The sequence below is a fragment of the Pseudomonas sp. FBCC-B35 genome, from assembly GCF_059133755.1.
In genome coordinates this window covers 546,209-561,218 of the sequence record NZ_CP101439.1, presented here as the reverse complement: position 1 = coordinate 561,218, position 15,010 = coordinate 546,209, and the positions used below count along the sequence as shown (strand labels likewise).

General features: G+C 62.8%; 15 protein-coding genes. 10 read left to right on the top strand and 5 right to left on the bottom strand.

The features are described from left to right. The first annotated feature begins 377 nt into the window (after positions 1 to 377). The 6 genes from urtA to NMB38_RS02385 all read left to right on the top strand — a co-directional run bounded on the left by urtA (position 378) and on the right by NMB38_RS02385 (position 6,476). Entirely contained in the window at positions 378 to 1,643 is a 1,266-nt protein-coding gene (gene urtA / locus NMB38_RS02410; RefSeq protein WP_028687175.1) for an urea ABC transporter substrate-binding protein, read from the top strand. A gap of 86 nt (positions 1,644 to 1,729) precedes the next feature. Further along, a complete protein-coding gene (gene urtB, locus NMB38_RS02405) occupies positions 1,730 to 3,217 on the top strand; it encodes an urea ABC transporter permease subunit UrtB (RefSeq protein WP_494354883.1) in 1,488 nt (495 codons plus the stop codon). Then, positions 3,217 to 4,296, top strand: a complete 1,080-nt coding sequence (urtC, locus tag NMB38_RS02400; RefSeq protein ID WP_027915296.1) for an urea ABC transporter permease subunit UrtC — start codon at positions 3,217 to 3,219, stop codon at positions 4,294 to 4,296. The genes urtB and urtC overlap by 1 nt, the downstream gene beginning before the upstream one ends. Next, positions 4,293 to 5,150 carry an urea ABC transporter ATP-binding protein UrtD gene (gene urtD / locus NMB38_RS02395; protein WP_286928145.1) on the top strand — a complete coding sequence of 286 codons (858 nt, stop codon included), beginning with the start codon at positions 4,293 to 4,295 and terminating at the stop codon, positions 5,148 to 5,150. Before urtC ends, urtD begins: the two co-directional genes overlap by 4 nt. A gap of 74 nt (positions 5,151 to 5,224) precedes the next feature. After that, positions 5,225 to 5,923, top strand: a complete 699-nt coding sequence (gene urtE / locus NMB38_RS02390; RefSeq protein ID WP_027915298.1) for an urea ABC transporter ATP-binding subunit UrtE — start codon at positions 5,225 to 5,227, stop codon at positions 5,921 to 5,923. Between the two features lie 31 nt (positions 5,924 to 5,954). After that, positions 5,955 to 6,476, top strand: a complete 522-nt coding sequence (locus tag NMB38_RS02385) for a GNAT family N-acetyltransferase (RefSeq protein WP_111475503.1) — start codon at positions 5,955 to 5,957, stop codon at positions 6,474 to 6,476. Positions 6,477 to 6,565: 89 nt separating this feature from the next. Here the strand turns inward: NMB38_RS02385 and NMB38_RS02380 are convergent, their stop codons facing one another. Together NMB38_RS02380 and cbpA are read right to left on the bottom strand one after the other, a co-directional pair. Continuing rightward, positions 6,566 to 6,871, bottom strand: coding sequence for a chaperone modulator CbpM (locus NMB38_RS02380; RefSeq protein WP_490805807.1), 306 nt, complete (start codon positions 6,869 to 6,871; stop codon positions 6,566 to 6,568). Positions 6,872 to 6,873: 2 nt separating this feature from the next. After that, positions 6,874 to 7,830: a curved DNA-binding protein gene (gene cbpA, locus NMB38_RS02375; protein WP_023534572.1), complete on the bottom strand. Its 957-nt coding sequence runs from the start codon at positions 7,828 to 7,830 to the stop codon at positions 6,874 to 6,876. Between the two features lie 164 nt (positions 7,831 to 7,994). On the opposite strand from cbpA, the gene NMB38_RS02370 reads away from it, so the two are divergent. Then, the gene (locus NMB38_RS02370) at positions 7,995 to 9,263 is read left to right on the top strand and encodes an Hsp70 family protein (RefSeq protein ID WP_028687180.1); all 1,269 of its coding nucleotides are present in this window, start codon (positions 7,995 to 7,997) and stop codon (positions 9,261 to 9,263) included. A gap of 122 nt (positions 9,264 to 9,385) precedes the next feature. Here the strand turns inward: NMB38_RS02370 and NMB38_RS02365 are convergent, their stop codons facing one another. Continuing rightward, the gene (locus tag NMB38_RS02365; protein ID WP_027915302.1) at positions 9,386 to 10,393 is read right to left on the bottom strand and encodes an AI-2E family transporter; all 1,008 of its coding nucleotides are present in this window, start codon (positions 10,391 to 10,393) and stop codon (positions 9,386 to 9,388) included. Positions 10,394 to 10,464: 71 nt separating this feature from the next. Next, the gene (locus NMB38_RS02360; RefSeq protein WP_027915303.1) at positions 10,465 to 10,752 is read right to left on the bottom strand and encodes a PsiF family protein; all 288 of its coding nucleotides are present in this window, start codon (positions 10,750 to 10,752) and stop codon (positions 10,465 to 10,467) included. A gap of 191 nt (positions 10,753 to 10,943) precedes the next feature. Between NMB38_RS02360 and osmE the strand changes: the two genes are divergently transcribed. Both osmE and NMB38_RS02350 read left to right on the top strand, forming a co-directional pair. Next, positions 10,944 to 11,285, top strand: a complete 342-nt coding sequence (osmE, locus tag NMB38_RS02355; RefSeq protein WP_027915304.1) for an osmotically-inducible lipoprotein OsmE — start codon at positions 10,944 to 10,946, stop codon at positions 11,283 to 11,285. Between the two features lie 49 nt (positions 11,286 to 11,334). Then, a complete protein-coding gene (locus tag NMB38_RS02350; RefSeq protein WP_023534650.1) occupies positions 11,335 to 11,865 on the top strand; it encodes a ferritin-like domain-containing protein in 531 nt (176 codons plus the stop codon). A 339-nt stretch (positions 11,866 to 12,204) separates the two neighbouring features. On the opposite strand, the gene NMB38_RS02345 is transcribed toward NMB38_RS02350, so the two are convergent. Continuing rightward, the gene (locus NMB38_RS02345) at positions 12,205 to 14,271 is read right to left on the bottom strand and encodes an AsmA family protein (RefSeq protein ID WP_027915305.1); all 2,067 of its coding nucleotides are present in this window, start codon (positions 14,269 to 14,271) and stop codon (positions 12,205 to 12,207) included. Positions 14,272 to 14,610: 339 nt separating this feature from the next. Between NMB38_RS02345 and NMB38_RS02340 the strand changes: the two genes are divergently transcribed. Further along, complete coding sequence (locus tag NMB38_RS02340) at positions 14,611 to 14,928, top strand: hypothetical protein (RefSeq protein ID WP_027915306.1); 318 nt, start codon at positions 14,611 to 14,613, stop codon at positions 14,926 to 14,928. Positions 14,929 to 15,010: the final 82 nt, after the last annotated feature.

The following is a 15,010-nucleotide window of genomic DNA, read 5'->3' as shown; positions in this document are numbered from 1 at the left end:
CGTGCGGGTTGGCGTGCCGGCAGAGAGAACCGGTGAGCCCGAAGGCTCCCACACACGGCTCCGCCCATGACGGGTGCAGCCATGCAGAGCAAAGTCGCAAGGAGCGTCAATGCTCGATCTCTCTGTAAAACGGGACGCCAATCCCGGTCGCAGAATCTACTGCGGTGCCGAACGGTACTCAAGTACCGCTTATGTGTCAAAACTGTTCACCGCCCTGGACCCAATCCTGTGCAGGCCAGTCGCGCAAGCACCAATCTGGCCCCTATCCAAGCCCTGCATAGAAGCACAACCCTTCTAGACCGCAGCCTTGCGCACCACGGCACAGCCTTTGCAATCGCCCTTCTGCCCACACCACAACAACTCAGCGGAGAGAGCACATGAAGCGACGCAGTCTGATCAAGGCCTTCACCCTCAGCGCCTCGATGGCGGCGATGGGCCTTAGCTGGAGCCTCCAGGCCGCCGAGACCATCAAGGTCGGCATCCTGCATTCGCTGTCCGGGACCATGGCCATCTCCGAGACGTCGCTCAAGGACATGGCCTTGATGACCATCGATGAGATCAACGCCAAAGGTGGGGTGAACGGCAAGATGCTGGAGCCGGTGGTGGTGGACCCGGCGTCCAACTGGCCGCTGTTCGCCGAAAAAAGCCGCCAGTTGCTGACCCAGGACAAGGTCGCGGTGGTGTTCGGTTGCTGGACGTCGGTGTCGCGCAAATCGGTATTGCCGGTATTCGAGGAGCTCAATGGTCTGCTGTTCTACCCGGTGCAATACGAGGGCGAAGAGATGTCGCCGAACGTGTTCTACACCGGCGCTGCGCCCAACCAGCAAGCGATTCCGGCGGTGGAATACCTGATGAGCGAGGATGGCGGCGGCGCCAAGCGTTTCTTCCTGCTGGGCACCGACTACGTCTACCCGCGCACCACCAACAAGATTCTGCGTGCGTTCCTGCACAGCAAGGGCGTGGCCGACAAGGACATCGAAGAGGTCTACACGCCGTTCGGCCACGCCGATTACCAGACCATCGTCGCCAACATCAAGAAGTTCTCCGCTGGTGGCAAGACCGCGGTCATCTCTACCGTCAACGGCGACTCCAACGTGCCTTTCTACAAAGAGCTGGCCAACCAGGGCCTGAAAGCGACCGATGTGCCGGTCGTGGCGTTCTCGGTGGGGGAAGAAGAGCTGCGGGGCATCGACACCAAGCCGTTGGTGGGTCATTTGGCCGCGTGGAACTACTTCGAGTCGGTGGATAACCCGGTCAACCAGAAGTTCGTCGCTGATTGGAAGGCGTATGCCAAGGCCAAAGGCCTGCCTGGCGCCGACAAGGCGGTAACTAACGATCCGATGGAAGCCACCTATGTGGGCATTCACATGTGGGCGCAGGCGGCGGAAAAAGCCAAATCCACCGATGTGGACAAGGTGCGCGAAGCGCTGGCCGGGCAGACCTTCAAGGCCCCTTCGGGCTACACCCTGACCATGGACAAGACCAATCACCACCTGCACAAGCCCGTGATGATCGGCGAGATCCAGGACGATGGGCAGTTCAGCGTGGTGTGGGAGACCGAGCAACCGCTGCGGGCACAACCCTGGAGCCCCTTCATCCCAGGCAACGACAAGCGCCCTGATTACGCCGTGAAAGGCAACTGAGGCCCAAGGCTGCTTTGCAGCCCGCCCGTAGGCGGCCCGGCGTTCGGGTACGCCTGCGCGTAAGCGCTGATTTACAGGAGAGCCTCATGCTCAGATTCCTGCTTACCCTGCTACTGCTGCTGCCCATGGCAGCCCAAGCCAGCGAGGGCGAGTTTTTCCTCGCCGCCAAGCCCGCCGAGCAGGCGCGCCTGCTCGATACCTGGGCCGCCCAACCCGAGCCGGGCCGGCTGGCGCTGTTGGAAAACCTGCAGGCCGGCCGCATTGCCAAGGACGACAACCGCAAGGTGCGCCTGAACAACCGCCTGCGCGGGCTGATCGACAATGCCCTGGCCAGCCACCGGTTACTCAGTGACGACAGCGCCACCCGGCTGGCTGCCGCCAGGCAGTTGCAAAAGAGTGCACAACCGGCCCAGGTCGCCTTGCTCGACCGGCGCTACGCCAGCGAGCCGGATGCGGCCGTGCGGGCAGCCTTGGGCCTGGCGTTGGCCAACCTGCAGCTCGGTGCCAGCGACCCGTCGGTGCGCCTGGCGGCCGTGCGCCTGTTGGGAGAAACCGGTGACCCAACGGCCCGCACCCGCCTGGAGGCGCTGTTGCAACCAGAGATGGAAACGGACCCCACGGTGCGTACCGCCGCTGAAACCAGCCTGGCCCAGGTCAAACGCAAGCTGCTGGTCGGTGAAGTGCTCGGCCAGGCCTTCAGTGGCCTGTCGCTGGGGTCGATCCTGCTGTTGGCGGCGCTGGGGCTGGCGATCACGTTCGGCCTTCTGGGGGTGATCAACATGGCGCACGGCGAGATGCTGATGCTCGGCGCCTACAGCACCTACATGGTGCAGGTCGTGGTGCAGCGCTACGCCCCGGGCGCCCTGGAGTTTTACCCGCTGATCGCCCTGCCCGTGGCGTTCGCCGTCAGTGCCGGTGTCGGCATGGCGCTGGAGCGCACGGTGATCCGCCACCTGTACGGCCGGCCGCTGGAAACCCTGCTGGCCACTTGGGGCATCAGCCTGATCCTGATCCAGGCTGTGCGGTTGCTGTTCGGCGCACAGAACGTCGAGGTCAGCCACCCGGCCTGGTTGTCGGGTGGCATCCAGGTCCTGCCCAACCTGATCCTGCCCTACAACCGCCTGGTGATCATCGCCTTCGCCCTGGCCGTGGTGCTGCTGACCTGGCTGCTGCTCAATCGCACGCGTCTGGGCCTGAACGTGCGCGCCGTCACCCAGAACCGCAACATGGCGGCCTGCTGCGGCGTGTCCACCGGGCGTGTGGACATGCTCGCCTTCGGCCTGGGCTCGGGCATCGCAGGCCTGGGCGGCGTGGCCTTGAGCCAGGTCGGCAACGTGGGGCCGGACCTGGGGCAAAGCTACATCATCGATTCATTCCTGGTGGTGGTGCTTGGGGGGGTCGGCCAACTGGCCGGAAGCCTCTGGGCGGCGTTCGGGCTGGGCATCGCCAACAAACTGCTGGAGCCGCAGATCGGTGCGGTGCTCGGCAAGATCCTCATCCTTGCGCTGGTCATTCTGTTCATCCAGAAGCGCCCGCAAGGCCTGTTTGCCCTCAAGGGACGGGTGATCGACTGATGAACCAGCCACTGCTTGTCACCGCCGCGCACAAAGCCGGCCCTCGCCTGTCGCTGGCGCTGGGTATCGCCGCCCTGACCCTGCTGCTCGCCTTGCCGCTGTTGTCACTGCTGCCCGCCGATCACGCCCTGCATGTGTCGGCCTATGTGCTCACACTGGTGGGCAAGATCCTCTGTTACGCCATCGTGGCCCTGGCCCTTGACCTGGTCTGGGGCTATGCGGGGCTGTTGTCGCTTGGCCATGGCCTGTTCTTTGCCCTGGGCGGCTATGCCATGGGGATGTACTTGATGCGCCAGGCCGCCGGGGACGGGCTGCCGGGTTTCATGACGTTCCTGTCCTGGAGCGAGCTGCCCTGGTACTGGGCAGGGACCCAGCACTTTGCCTGGGCCTTGTGCCTGGCGGTGCTGGCGCCTGGCATGCTGGCCCTGGTGTTCGGCTGGTTTGCCTTCCGCTCGCGGATCAAGGGTGTGTACTTCTCGATCATGACCCAGGCCCTGACCTTTGCCGGGATGTTGCTGTTCTTTCGCAATGAGACCGGTTTTGGCGGCAACAACGGTTTCACCAGCTTTCGCACCCTGCTGGGCTTCGACATCGCCGCACCCGGGACCCGCGCGGTGCTGTTCCTGCTCACCGTCGCACTGCTGGTCGCAAGCCTGTACCTGTGCTGGCGGCTGACGCGCAGCAAGTTCGGGCGCTTGTTGACAGCCGTTCGCGATGCCGAGAACCGGTTGATGTTCTGTGGCTACGACCCGCGTGGTTTCAAGCTGCTGGTATGGGTGCTCAGTGCCATGCTGTGTGGCCTGGCAGGCGCGTTGTACGTGCCACAGGTCGGCATCATCAACCCTAGCGAGATGTCGCCCACCAACTCCATCGAGGCCGCTGTCTGGGTGGCGCTGGGCGGGCGCGGCACCCTGATCGGTCCCCTGCTGGGCGCAGGGCTGATCAACGGCATGAAGAGCTGGTTCACCGTGGCTTTCCCGGAATTCTGGCTGTTTTTCCTCGGCGCGCTGTTCATCCTCGTGACCCTGTACTTGCCCAAGGGCCTGGTCGGCCTGTGGAACAAAAGGAGCCAGCCATGAGAGGCCTGCCCCCGGTACACCCGGAGTTCATGCTCGAACCTGCCTTCGACCCGCAGGGTATCGGCCGCGACGCCATAGGCCTGGGCCATGCCCGGGTACCTGGCCTGGACGCGCGGCACGGCACCGTGCTGAGCCTTGAAGAGGTAAGCGTCAGTTTCGATGGGTTCAAGGCGCTCAATGCGCTGACGCTGTATATCGGCGTGGGCGAGCTGCGCTGCATCATCGGCCCGAACGGCGCCGGCAAGACCACGATGATGGACGTGATCACCGGCAAGACACGGCCCAGCGCAGGCAGTGCCTACTTTGGCGACACGCTCGACCTGACGCGCATGAGCGAATACCAGATTGCCCAGGCGGGTATCGGCCGCAAGTTCCAGAAACCCACGGTGTTCGAGGCGTTGAGCCTGTACGAAAACCTCGAGCTGGCGCTCAAGACCGACAAGTCGGTGTGGGCGAGCCTGAGGTCGCGCTTGAGCAGCGAGCAACGCGACAGGATCGACGAAGTCCTGACCACCGTGCGCCTGAACGGGCTGGCCTCGCGCCAGGCCGGGCTGCTGTCCCACGGCCAGAAGCAATTTCTGGAAATTGCCATGCTGCTGGTCCAGGAACCCCAATTGCTGTTGCTCGATGAACCCGTGGCCGGCATGACCGACGCCGAAACCGCTTTCACTGCCGAGCTGTTCAAGGGGCTTGCAGGCAAGCACTCGCTGATGGTGGTCGAGCATGACATGGGGTTCGTGGGCAGCATCGCCGACCATGTGACGGTGCTGCACCAGGGTTCGGTGCTGGCTGAGGGGCCGCTTGAGCAGGTGCAGGCCGATGATCGTGTGGTCGAGGTGTACCTCGGTCGTTGAGCAAGTGCACGTTTAATCATGCGTACACCGGTGAGCTACCGGGGTCGCACAACCGGTTACTTCAGGAGCCTCGCATGCTCAAGATCGATACGCTGCACCAGTACTACGGCGGCAGCCACATCCTGCGCGGCCTGTCCTTCGAAGCCAGGCTGGGCGAGGTCACCTGCCTGCTGGGTCGCAACGGCGTGGGCAAGACCACGTTGCTGCGTTGCCTGATGGGCCTGGTGCCTGTGCGCGAAGGCAGCGTGGAGTGGGAAGGCAAGCCCATTACCGCACTCAAGCCGCACCACCGGGTGCAGGCCGGCATCGCGTACGTACCGCAGGGCCGCGAAATTTTCCCGCGCCTGAGCGTCGAGGAAAACCTGCTGATGGGCTTGTCACGCTTTCCGGGGCGCGAGGCACGTGAAGTGCCTGCCTTCATCTACGAGTTGTTCCCTGTGCTCGAACAAATGAAGCAACGCCGAGGCGGGGATTTGTCCGGGGGGCAGCAACAGCAGCTGGCTATTGGCCGGGCACTGGCCAGTCGCCCGCGCCTGCTGATTCTCGATGAGCCCACCGAAGGCATCCAGCCTTCGGTGATCAAGGAAATAGGCGCGGTGATCCAGCGGCTGGCGCAGCGCGGCGACATGGCCATCCTGCTGGTCGAGCAGTTTTACGATTTTGCCGAAGCGTTGGCGGATCACTACCTGGTCATGGCCCGCGGCCAGATCGTACAGCGTGGCCGGGGCGAAAACATGCAGGCCGAAGGTGTACGCGGGCTGGTAACCATTTAACCTGCACGCTTCGACCTTGCGAGACGCTGCCATGAGTCACGAAATCCGCGACGCCCTGCCTGCCGACCTACCGGCCATCCTCGACATCTACAACGATGCCGTGCGCAACACCACGGCTATCTGGAACGAGACGCCGGTGGACCTGGCCAACCGCCAGGCCTGGTTCGACGCCCGTGCGCAACAGGGTTACCCGATACTGGTAGCCGTGGACGGCGCCGACGTGCTGGGCTACGCCTCGTTCGGGGACTGGCGCCCGTTCGAGGGGTTCCGCCACACGGTCGAGCATTCGGTGTACGTGCGCAGCGATCAGCGCGGCAAAGGGCTTGGGCCGGCGCTGATGCGTGCATTGATCGAGCGCGCACAAGGTGGCGGCAAGCACGTCATGGTCGCGGCCATCGAAAGCGGCAACGCAGCGTCTGTGCACCTGCACGAGCGCCTGGGGTTCGTGGTCACCGGGCAGATGCCGCAGGTGGGGGTGAAATTCGGGCGCTGGCTGGACCTGACCTTCATGCAGCGGGTGCTGAACCCAGGGGCCGAGCCAGACCTGTCATGACACTGGGCAAGGCCGCCTTCACGCAGCCTTGCCCGGTGACACAAGGCTGCGCAGGCCAGCGCTCCAGCCCTGCCCGCGCCTGACTCCCCTCACATCTGCGTGAACCTGCCCAGGCGCTGGCGCAACATGCTGTTCTCGTTGCGCAGCTGCTGCACCTCCTGGAGCAATTCCAGGGCCAGCGCCACGCCTTCCCATTCCAGCTCCAACTCCTGGTGCAGCTTGGCCGCGCGCCTTGCCAGCAGCGGTGCCTTATCGTCGAACAGCCAGTCTTCAGGCCTGCGCCCGGTTGGCTCCACAATGCCGTGCTCGACGATCTCGATCACACAGTCCGCCGTAAGGTCGGCTTCCTGACACAAGGTATGCATGTCCAGTTGAACGATCAGGGTGCTGCTCATGATCACTTACTCCATTGTGCCCTCGGGTCGAACGCGGCCTTCTCGGAAAGCTTGGCCCACAGTTCCCGGGTAGATTCGTCAGAGGTGGTCGGCATGACGACCTTGAGCTGTGCATAGAGGTTGCCGCGCTGGCCATGCTTGTCGGCCAGGCCCTTGCCTGGCACCCGCAGGCGCTGCCCGCTCTGGCTGTCGGGGCGGATGGTCAGGTTGATCCTGCCTTCGAGCGTGGGCACCGCCACCTTGGTGCCCAAGGCCGCTTCCCAAGGCGCCAGCGGCACGGTGATGATCAGGTCATGCCCCTCGACGTCGAACAGCGGGTGCGGGGCCATGCGGATGGTCAGGAACAAATCGCCATTGGCACCGCCACCGACACCCGGGGCACCCTGGCCCTTGAGGCGAATGCGCTCGCCATCGGTCACGCCGGCCGGGATCTTGACGTTCAGGGTCTTGGTGGTGAACCCCGTACGCTGGCCCATGGCATTGGTTTGCGGAACCTGGAAGCTGATCTGCTTGGACTCCTTGCTCAGGGTTTCTTCCAGAAATACCGCCAGTTCAAGCTCCACGTCCTGCCCTCGCCTGCCGGCACTGCGCTGTTGTTGACGGGCGCCCCCGAACGGGTTGCCTCCACGACCGCCGAACATCGAGCTGAAAAAGTCCGAAAAATCGCCACTCTCGAAACCGCCTCCGGCCCCGCCTCGGCTTTCCCAGCCTGGCGGCGCCTGGAATGGCCGACCATGCTGGCCGCCGTACTTGCGAATTTCATCGAATTCGGCGCGTTTCTGCGCATCGCCCAGCACTTCGTAGGCCTCGTTGGCTTCCTTGAATTTGTCTTCGGCGTCGCGCTCTTTGCTGACATCAGGGTGATACTTGCGGGCCAGCTTGCGGTACGCGGCCTTGATCGCCTTGTCGTCCGCTGTGGGCTCTACGCCAAGTATCTTGTAGTAGTCTTTGAAGTCCATCTAGGGATCACCAGTGAGAATGTGCGTGTTGCTGGAGAAGATAGGGATCAAGCATAGCCTTTCAAGGCCCGCTTGGGGTTGCTCCATGGCAGACGACCGGTCTTGATTCTGTCGCCAGCTGGCATACACTGCGCGGCCGTTTTGCCTCCGGAAGCCTTTTCCCCATGTCCGACGTATCCCCGGCCCGCGCCCTTGGCATCGACTTTGGCACCTCCAACTCGACGGTTGGCTGGCACCGACCGGGCACGGAATCGCTGATTGCCCTGGAAGACGGCAAGATCACGTTGCCCTCGGTGGTGTTCTTCAACATCGAGGAGCGCCGCCCTGTCTACGGTCGGCTGGCCCTGCACGAATACCTCGAAGGCTACGAGGGGCGCCTGATGCGCTCGCTCAAGAGCCTGCTCGGGTCCAAGTTGATCAAGCACGACACCAGCGTGCTGGGCAGCGCACTGCCGTTCAAGGACCTGCTGGGCATGTTCATCGGTGAGCTGAAAAACCGCGCGCAGGCCGAGGCCGGCCGTGAGTTCGATCAGGTGGTACTCGGCCGCCCGGTATTCTTCGTCGACGAGGACCCGGCAGCCGACCAGGAAGCCGAGGACACGCTGGCCGAGGTAGCACGCAAGATCGGCTTCAAGGACGTGTCGTTCCAGTACGAGCCCATCGCTGCGGCGTTCGACTACGAGTCGGGCATCAGCCGGGAGGAACTGGTGCTGATCGTCGATATCGGCGGCGGTACTTCCGACTTCACCCTCATCAGGCTGTCGCCTGAGCGGCACGCGGTAGCCGAGCGCCAGAGCGACATCCTTGCGACCGGTGGCGTACACATCGGCGGCACGGACTTCGACAAGCAGCTGAGCCTGCAAGGGGTGATGCCGCTGTTCGGTTATGGCAGCCGCATGAAAAGCGGTGCCTTGATGCCAACCAGCTATCACCTGAACCTGGCCACTTGGCACACGATCAACGCCTTGTACTCACAGAAGTCGCAGCTGGCCCTGGGCAACATGCGCTACGACATCGAGGACACCCTCGGCGTGGATCGGCTGTTCAAGCTCATCGAGGAGCGCGCCGGGCATTGGCTGGCCATGGAAGTGGAAGCCAGCAAGATCGAGCTGACCGAACAGCCCAGTCGTCATGTCGACCTCGGCCGCATCGAACCCGGCCTTGGCGTGGACCTGTCTCGCAGCTTGTTCGAGATGGCCATCGAAAGCCTGCTGGAACGGGTGCGGGCCAGTGTCACGGACTTGCTGGCCAAGGCCGGGGTCAGCCAGGGCCAGGTCGACACGGTATTTTTCACGGGCGGCTCCAGCGGCATTCCAGCCCTGCGCAACAGCGTGGCGGCGATGTTGCCCAATGCACGTCATGTGGAAGGCAACATCTTTGGCAGCATCGGCAGTGGGCTGGCCATCGAGGCACGCAAGCGCTACGGCGCGTGACGAAATGACCGGGGTAAGGGGCGCTTGGGTCGCCCCTCGTTGGCGGTGGCGCTGGTCAACACCGCCTGACCAAGCCTGACGCCGGCCCTGCTATGCCCTGAGCAGGCCCGCCGTGGCCGCATTCAAACCAGCTCCATCCTGCGCAGCTCGCTCTTGAGATAGGCGTAATAGACCGGCCCTGCTACCACCCCCGGCAGGCCGAACGCCGCTTCGAACACCAGCATCGCCAACAGCAGTTCCCAAGCCTTGGCCCTGATCTGCCCCCCGACGATCTTGGCGTTGAGGAAGTATTCCACCTTGTGGATGACGATCAGGTAGACCAACGCCGCCGCAGCCACCCACACCGACAACGACAACCCCACGATGGTGATCAGGGTGTTGGACATGAGGTTGCCAATGACCGGTAGCAGACCCAACAGGAACGTCAGCACGATCAAGGTCTTGGTCAGCGGCAGATGCACCCCGAACAACGGCAGCACCACGGCCAGGAAGATACCGGTGAATGCGGTATTGAGCAGGGAAATCTTGATCTGGGCGAAAACGATGTTGCGAAACGCCTGGACCAGCAGGCTCAGGCGCTCGAACAGGGCGGCAGCCAGTGGCTTGCGCCGAGAGATGTCGGGTATGCGCTGCAGGGCGACGATAGCCCCCAGGATCATGCCGATCAGCAGGGTCACGAACATGTGTGCCATGCCCTTGCCCACCAGTTGCAAATCACTGAGGTGGCTCTTGATCCAGTCGCCGATCGCCACTTTGAACTCTGCCGCGCTGGCCGGCAGGTAGCCCTCGATGAACGGCGGCAACTGGCCGCGTGCCCGCTCCACCAGCGCCATGAACTTGTCCAGCGAAGCGCCTGGATTTTCCGCTTCATGCAACAGGAAGCTGAATGCCCCGGCGATCAACAGCGCAAGGCTGATCACCACCAGCGTCCCCAGCAGCGCCACTGCCAGCCAGCGCGCACGCTGCCCGGCAATCAACGGCTGCAGGCGCGGCGTGAGCATGTTGACCAGTTCGAACACCAGCAGGCCTGCCAGCAGGCTGGGCAGCAGCTTCAACGGCAATGCCATCAGCAAGCCTGCGAATACGATGATCAAACTTGCCAGGGTGACTTGGCGGGGGGTGAAGGTCATACAGCCTCAGCGGCAGCCAGCGAAGAAGATCCGCAGTCTGCCAGCGTTAGGCCTGCAGGCATAGGCACCGATCATTTCTTCTTCAGGCAGTCACTCATGAACGCCTTGCGCTCATCACCCTTGAGCACCTTGGCAGTGGCGTCGGCATTGCACGTCTTCATTTTTTCCTGCTGGGTAGGTGGCACCTGTTTCTTCAGGCACGTACTCATGAAGGCCTTGCGGGCGTCGCCCTTGAGCGATTGCGCCGTGGCATCTGCATTGCACGTTTTCATCTTTTCCTGCTGGGTAGTAGTTGCCGCAAAGCCCTGGGCGCTGAACATCAGCGCGACCATCAGCAACGGAATGTGCAGCCGTTTCATGTCGTGTTCTCCTGAGCCCGCGCCCAACGCACGGTGACACCAGCAGTGTAGACAAGCCTGGCGCGAGGCCCGGTTTGCCATCAAGCGCACGACAACCATTTGCACGCAGGCAATTGGCTAGCTCGATCGAACTCCTGGCGCTGCGTGAGGTTCAAAACCTGCACATACCCTTTTGTGCAAGGAGCGGGACGATGTTCAAGCAGACTCTGGCAATCCTTCTGGCCAGCGCCACCCTGGCGGCATGCGGCAGCCGCCCGGAAAACCCGGTGGACTATGTGACCTACCGCAACGAGCCCCTGGTCAAGCAGGTCGAAAATGGCATGACCATGCAGCGCGTGATCGCCATCGGCGGCAGCCCGTCCAATGTCATCGACCTGCCCAATGGCGGCACCTGCAACGATTACATCCTCAACCGCGACGGCAAGCAGCAGCCGTACTACGTGCGCTTCGATGCCACCGGCCATGTGGATGCCAAGGGTTTCAAGACCTGCAAACAACGTGAAGAAGACCGCGAGGCCGTCAAAGGCGCGTAAGGCTTCCGCTACCTGACTACGACTACCTGATGCTTTTCGGAGATGAAACATGAACACGACTGAAATGACCGATATCCAGACCCTGCGCCAGCGTGCACGCGAGCATGTAGAAAATGGTGCAGTGACCGAAGGCTACAATGCTGATCGCGAGCGCATCATCAAGCTGCTCAACGATTCGCTGGCCACCGAGCTGGTCTGCACCCTGCGCTACAAGCGCCACTACTTCATGGCTTCTGGCGTCAAGGCCAGTGTGGCTGCCGAAGAATTCCTGGAGCATGCCAACCAGGAATCCGAACATGCCGACAAGCTGGCCGAGCGTATCGTGCAACTGGGCGGTGAGCCTGACTTCAACCCGGACAACCTGAGCAAGAACTCCCACGCCCAGTACGTGGCAGGTGCGACCCTCAAGGAAATGGTCCTGGAAGACTTGGTGGCCGAGCGTATCGCCATCGACAGCTACCGCGAGATCATCCAGTACATCGGCGACAAGGACCCGACCACTCGCCGTATCTTCGAAGACATTCTGGCGCAAGAAGAAGAGCACGCCGATGACATGTCCGACCTGCTCGACGGTCTGTAAGGCCAATCGCAACACGCAAGGCCGCTGATGCGGTAATGCTCGTCACGCAGGGCTGCTTCGCAGCCCATTGCGGTCGGTCCGGCGCCCTGATCGGACCGTTCCCAGCCTCGGTGATTGTGAAGCGCCGACTGTCTTGTCCCAGACCTTTGAGTTACTGAACCCTGTGATCGGTCCCGCCGAGGTGCTGGGCTGGCTGCCAGGCCACGCAGCGCCAAGGGATTCCAGCTCGGCAGCTCAGAGGGTCGGGGCTGCTGCGCAGCCCCCAGCATTCCAGCTCGGCAGCTAACAGGGCCGCAGGGCGCGGCAGGACCTCTGAACCGCCGCGCCCATCGTCTTCCATCACTTGCGGCCTTTGACGGCCGCCGGCGCCTTGCCTTCCTTCATCTGCTGCAACAACGGTGTGCACTGGTTGGGATCATCACCACTGCTGGGCGCGACCAGCGCCAGGAGACCGGCCGCAGGCCCCGCGACCACCCCAAGGGCAACCATGCCGGCACCGCGCAGCGCCAGCGGTACGGCCTGCACCCCGGCGCTCGGTTTGGCGAAAGCCCCCCGCACATACAGCGGCGAGCGCAGGGAGAACAGCCTCAGCCCCTTGGATTCCGGTGTGATCTTCAGGTCCAGGCGCTCATTGGCGAAGTTGGCGGTGCCGTTGATGTAGATGATCGCGTTCTCGGTATCGAAAATGAACAGACGCGTGCTGGCAAGGCCATCCTTGATACCGACATCGGCAGCGGCGCAGTTGATCTTCACGTCTTCATCACCGAACAGTTTGTCGACGATGTAGTTGCCCACGTTCAACCCTGCGATTTCCATGAGGCTGCGGCTGATGGCGCCATCGTTGACCAGCATGCGCAGGTCGCCATTGGCGCTACCGAGCAGTGCTGCCACGGAGTTGCCGCTACCGGTAATGTCGGCATCCCCATTGAGCTCGCCAAAGCTGCTTTGCATCGGCGCGAAAGAAGGGAACAGCTGCTTGAGCTTGAATCCCCTGGCGGTCAGCCGTGCACGCCCCTGCAACGGAACGTTGCGGCCGTCCAGACGGATGCGCGATGCCAGGTTGCCGCCCGCTACGCCAAACCTCAAAGGCTCCAGGCGCAGCAGGCCGTCTTCCAGGATCACGTGGGCCGACAGGTCGTTGAAGGGAAGCTGCTCGCTGTGCACGATGCGCTTGCCGGTGAAGGTGACATCGGCATCCATGGCGCGCCAGCGGTCGGTACGAAATTCCTCGACCGGCAGGACCTTGTCGGACGGCTGCTTGCTGGCACCGCCACGGGCTTTCTGCTCGGCATTGGAGTCAGCGCCGATCAGTGGCGCCAGGTCCTTGAACAGGAGCTGGTTGGAAACGAGCTTGCCCGTGAGCTTGGGCCGAGGCTTGCTGGCGACGTACGCCAGGTCACCATGAATGTCGCTGTCACCGATCTTGCCATTGAACCCTTGGTACTTGAAGGTGGCGCCCTGCTCAGCGTGCAGGTTGGCGCTAAGGTGGCCATCGGTGGAATATGCCGGGGTGTCAGGCAATGTCACGCCGGTCAACGGGAACAGATTGCCAAGGCTCGCGCCCGACAGGCGCAGTCGCAGGTCGAGTGCACCCAGGTTGAGCGGATCGGTCAGGGTACCGGCCAGTACCACATGGGTGTCGGCGATGCGCACATCCGCTTGCAGTGGGAAGGGTTGATCGGATGCTTTGAGTGCCAGCAGGCCACCGATCTTGCCAGTGCCGGACACGGGCTGATCCTTGTAGCGCCCCTGCGCCTTGAGGCCGAATGCATAGTCCTGTGCAGGCGCCGACTTCTCGGCCGTGGCCTTGCCCACGATGTCGCTGAACGGAATGGGCTTACCCAGCGGATCGATCTGGACCTTCATGCGAGCCTTGAGCGTCTGGTCGTCGAAGCTGACGTTACCTTGGTCGAAACCAATCGCGCCGATGTCCATTTCCCATTTGGACGGTGCTTCGTTTTCGTCTTTCGGGCCGAAGTCGAAGTTCCAGTTGGCCCTGCCGTCCGCCAGGCGTGTCAGGCTGGCAGTCGGCTTGGTCAAGTTGATGCGCGGGATGCTGACTTGGTGAAACAACAGGGGCAGCGGCGACAGGCGAAACTCCACGCGCTCCAGTGCAACCATCTGCGGCTCTTTGAGCCAGTCCGGGTTGCCCAGGGTGAGGTCTTCAGCCGTGAAATGCGGCCAAGGTATCCATGCCCGCCAGCCCCCTTCTTCAGGCTCGGTGCGCCAGTGCACTGCAAGGTTGCCGTTGATGGCGAAGGGCCGATGCAAGGCCTCGGACACCTTCTCGTTGAGCAGCGGCTTGACGCGGTTCCAGTCGAAGGTGGCAATCACCACGACCAGGATTGCCAGCACGGTCAGCAGTGTGGTCAGGGTCCAGAGGATGATTCTGGCGGGGCGCGTCATTGCGTGAGTCTCCATGCGGCAAGGCGAAAACAAGCGTAGCGGTGAGGGGTCATGTATCTGGGACTGATGAAAGGCGTGAGGGTTTTATCTCAGGGGGAGGATAGCCAAGAATTTCCCGCGTCTGGGTGCGTTTGGCTCGTCATGCTCACTCGGTGCATCCCTTACGCACCCCTACCATCAAGCCCACCGGCGGCCCTGCAAGGCTCTGAATAGAGCCTTTGACGCCTGATATCAATGGGGTCGATTTCTACCATTACCCGGATGAACTTCTCTGTGCAGGTGCGAGGCGTAGCATTGGCTACACACCCACTTTCCAGCCCCGCAGAGGAGCACCGAATCATGAAACGCCATCTGTTGACCCTCACCTTTTCCTTGCTTGCAGCCAATGCGTTCGCCCTGCCAGGTGCCGAGCAGCACCTGACGGCCGAATCGCGTTCGAGCGCTGTTCAAACCATCCAACCACTTGAAACACTCGCCGAAGGCGGCTCCGACCGGTTGATCGAGCGCAGCGCCCGTGTTGCCGAAGGGGGTTCCGACCGCCTGATCGAGCGCAGCGCCCGTGTTGCCGAAGGGGGTTCCGATCGCCTGATCGAGCGCAGCGCCCGTGTCGCCGAGGGCGGTGCAGATCGCTTGTCGCAAACGGCACGGGTGAGCTGACCTTATGGAAGACGCACCGCGCTGTCGTCTACCTGACCTCCCCCTTCGAGCCCGGTCCATTGACCGGGCTTCGTTTTTTTAA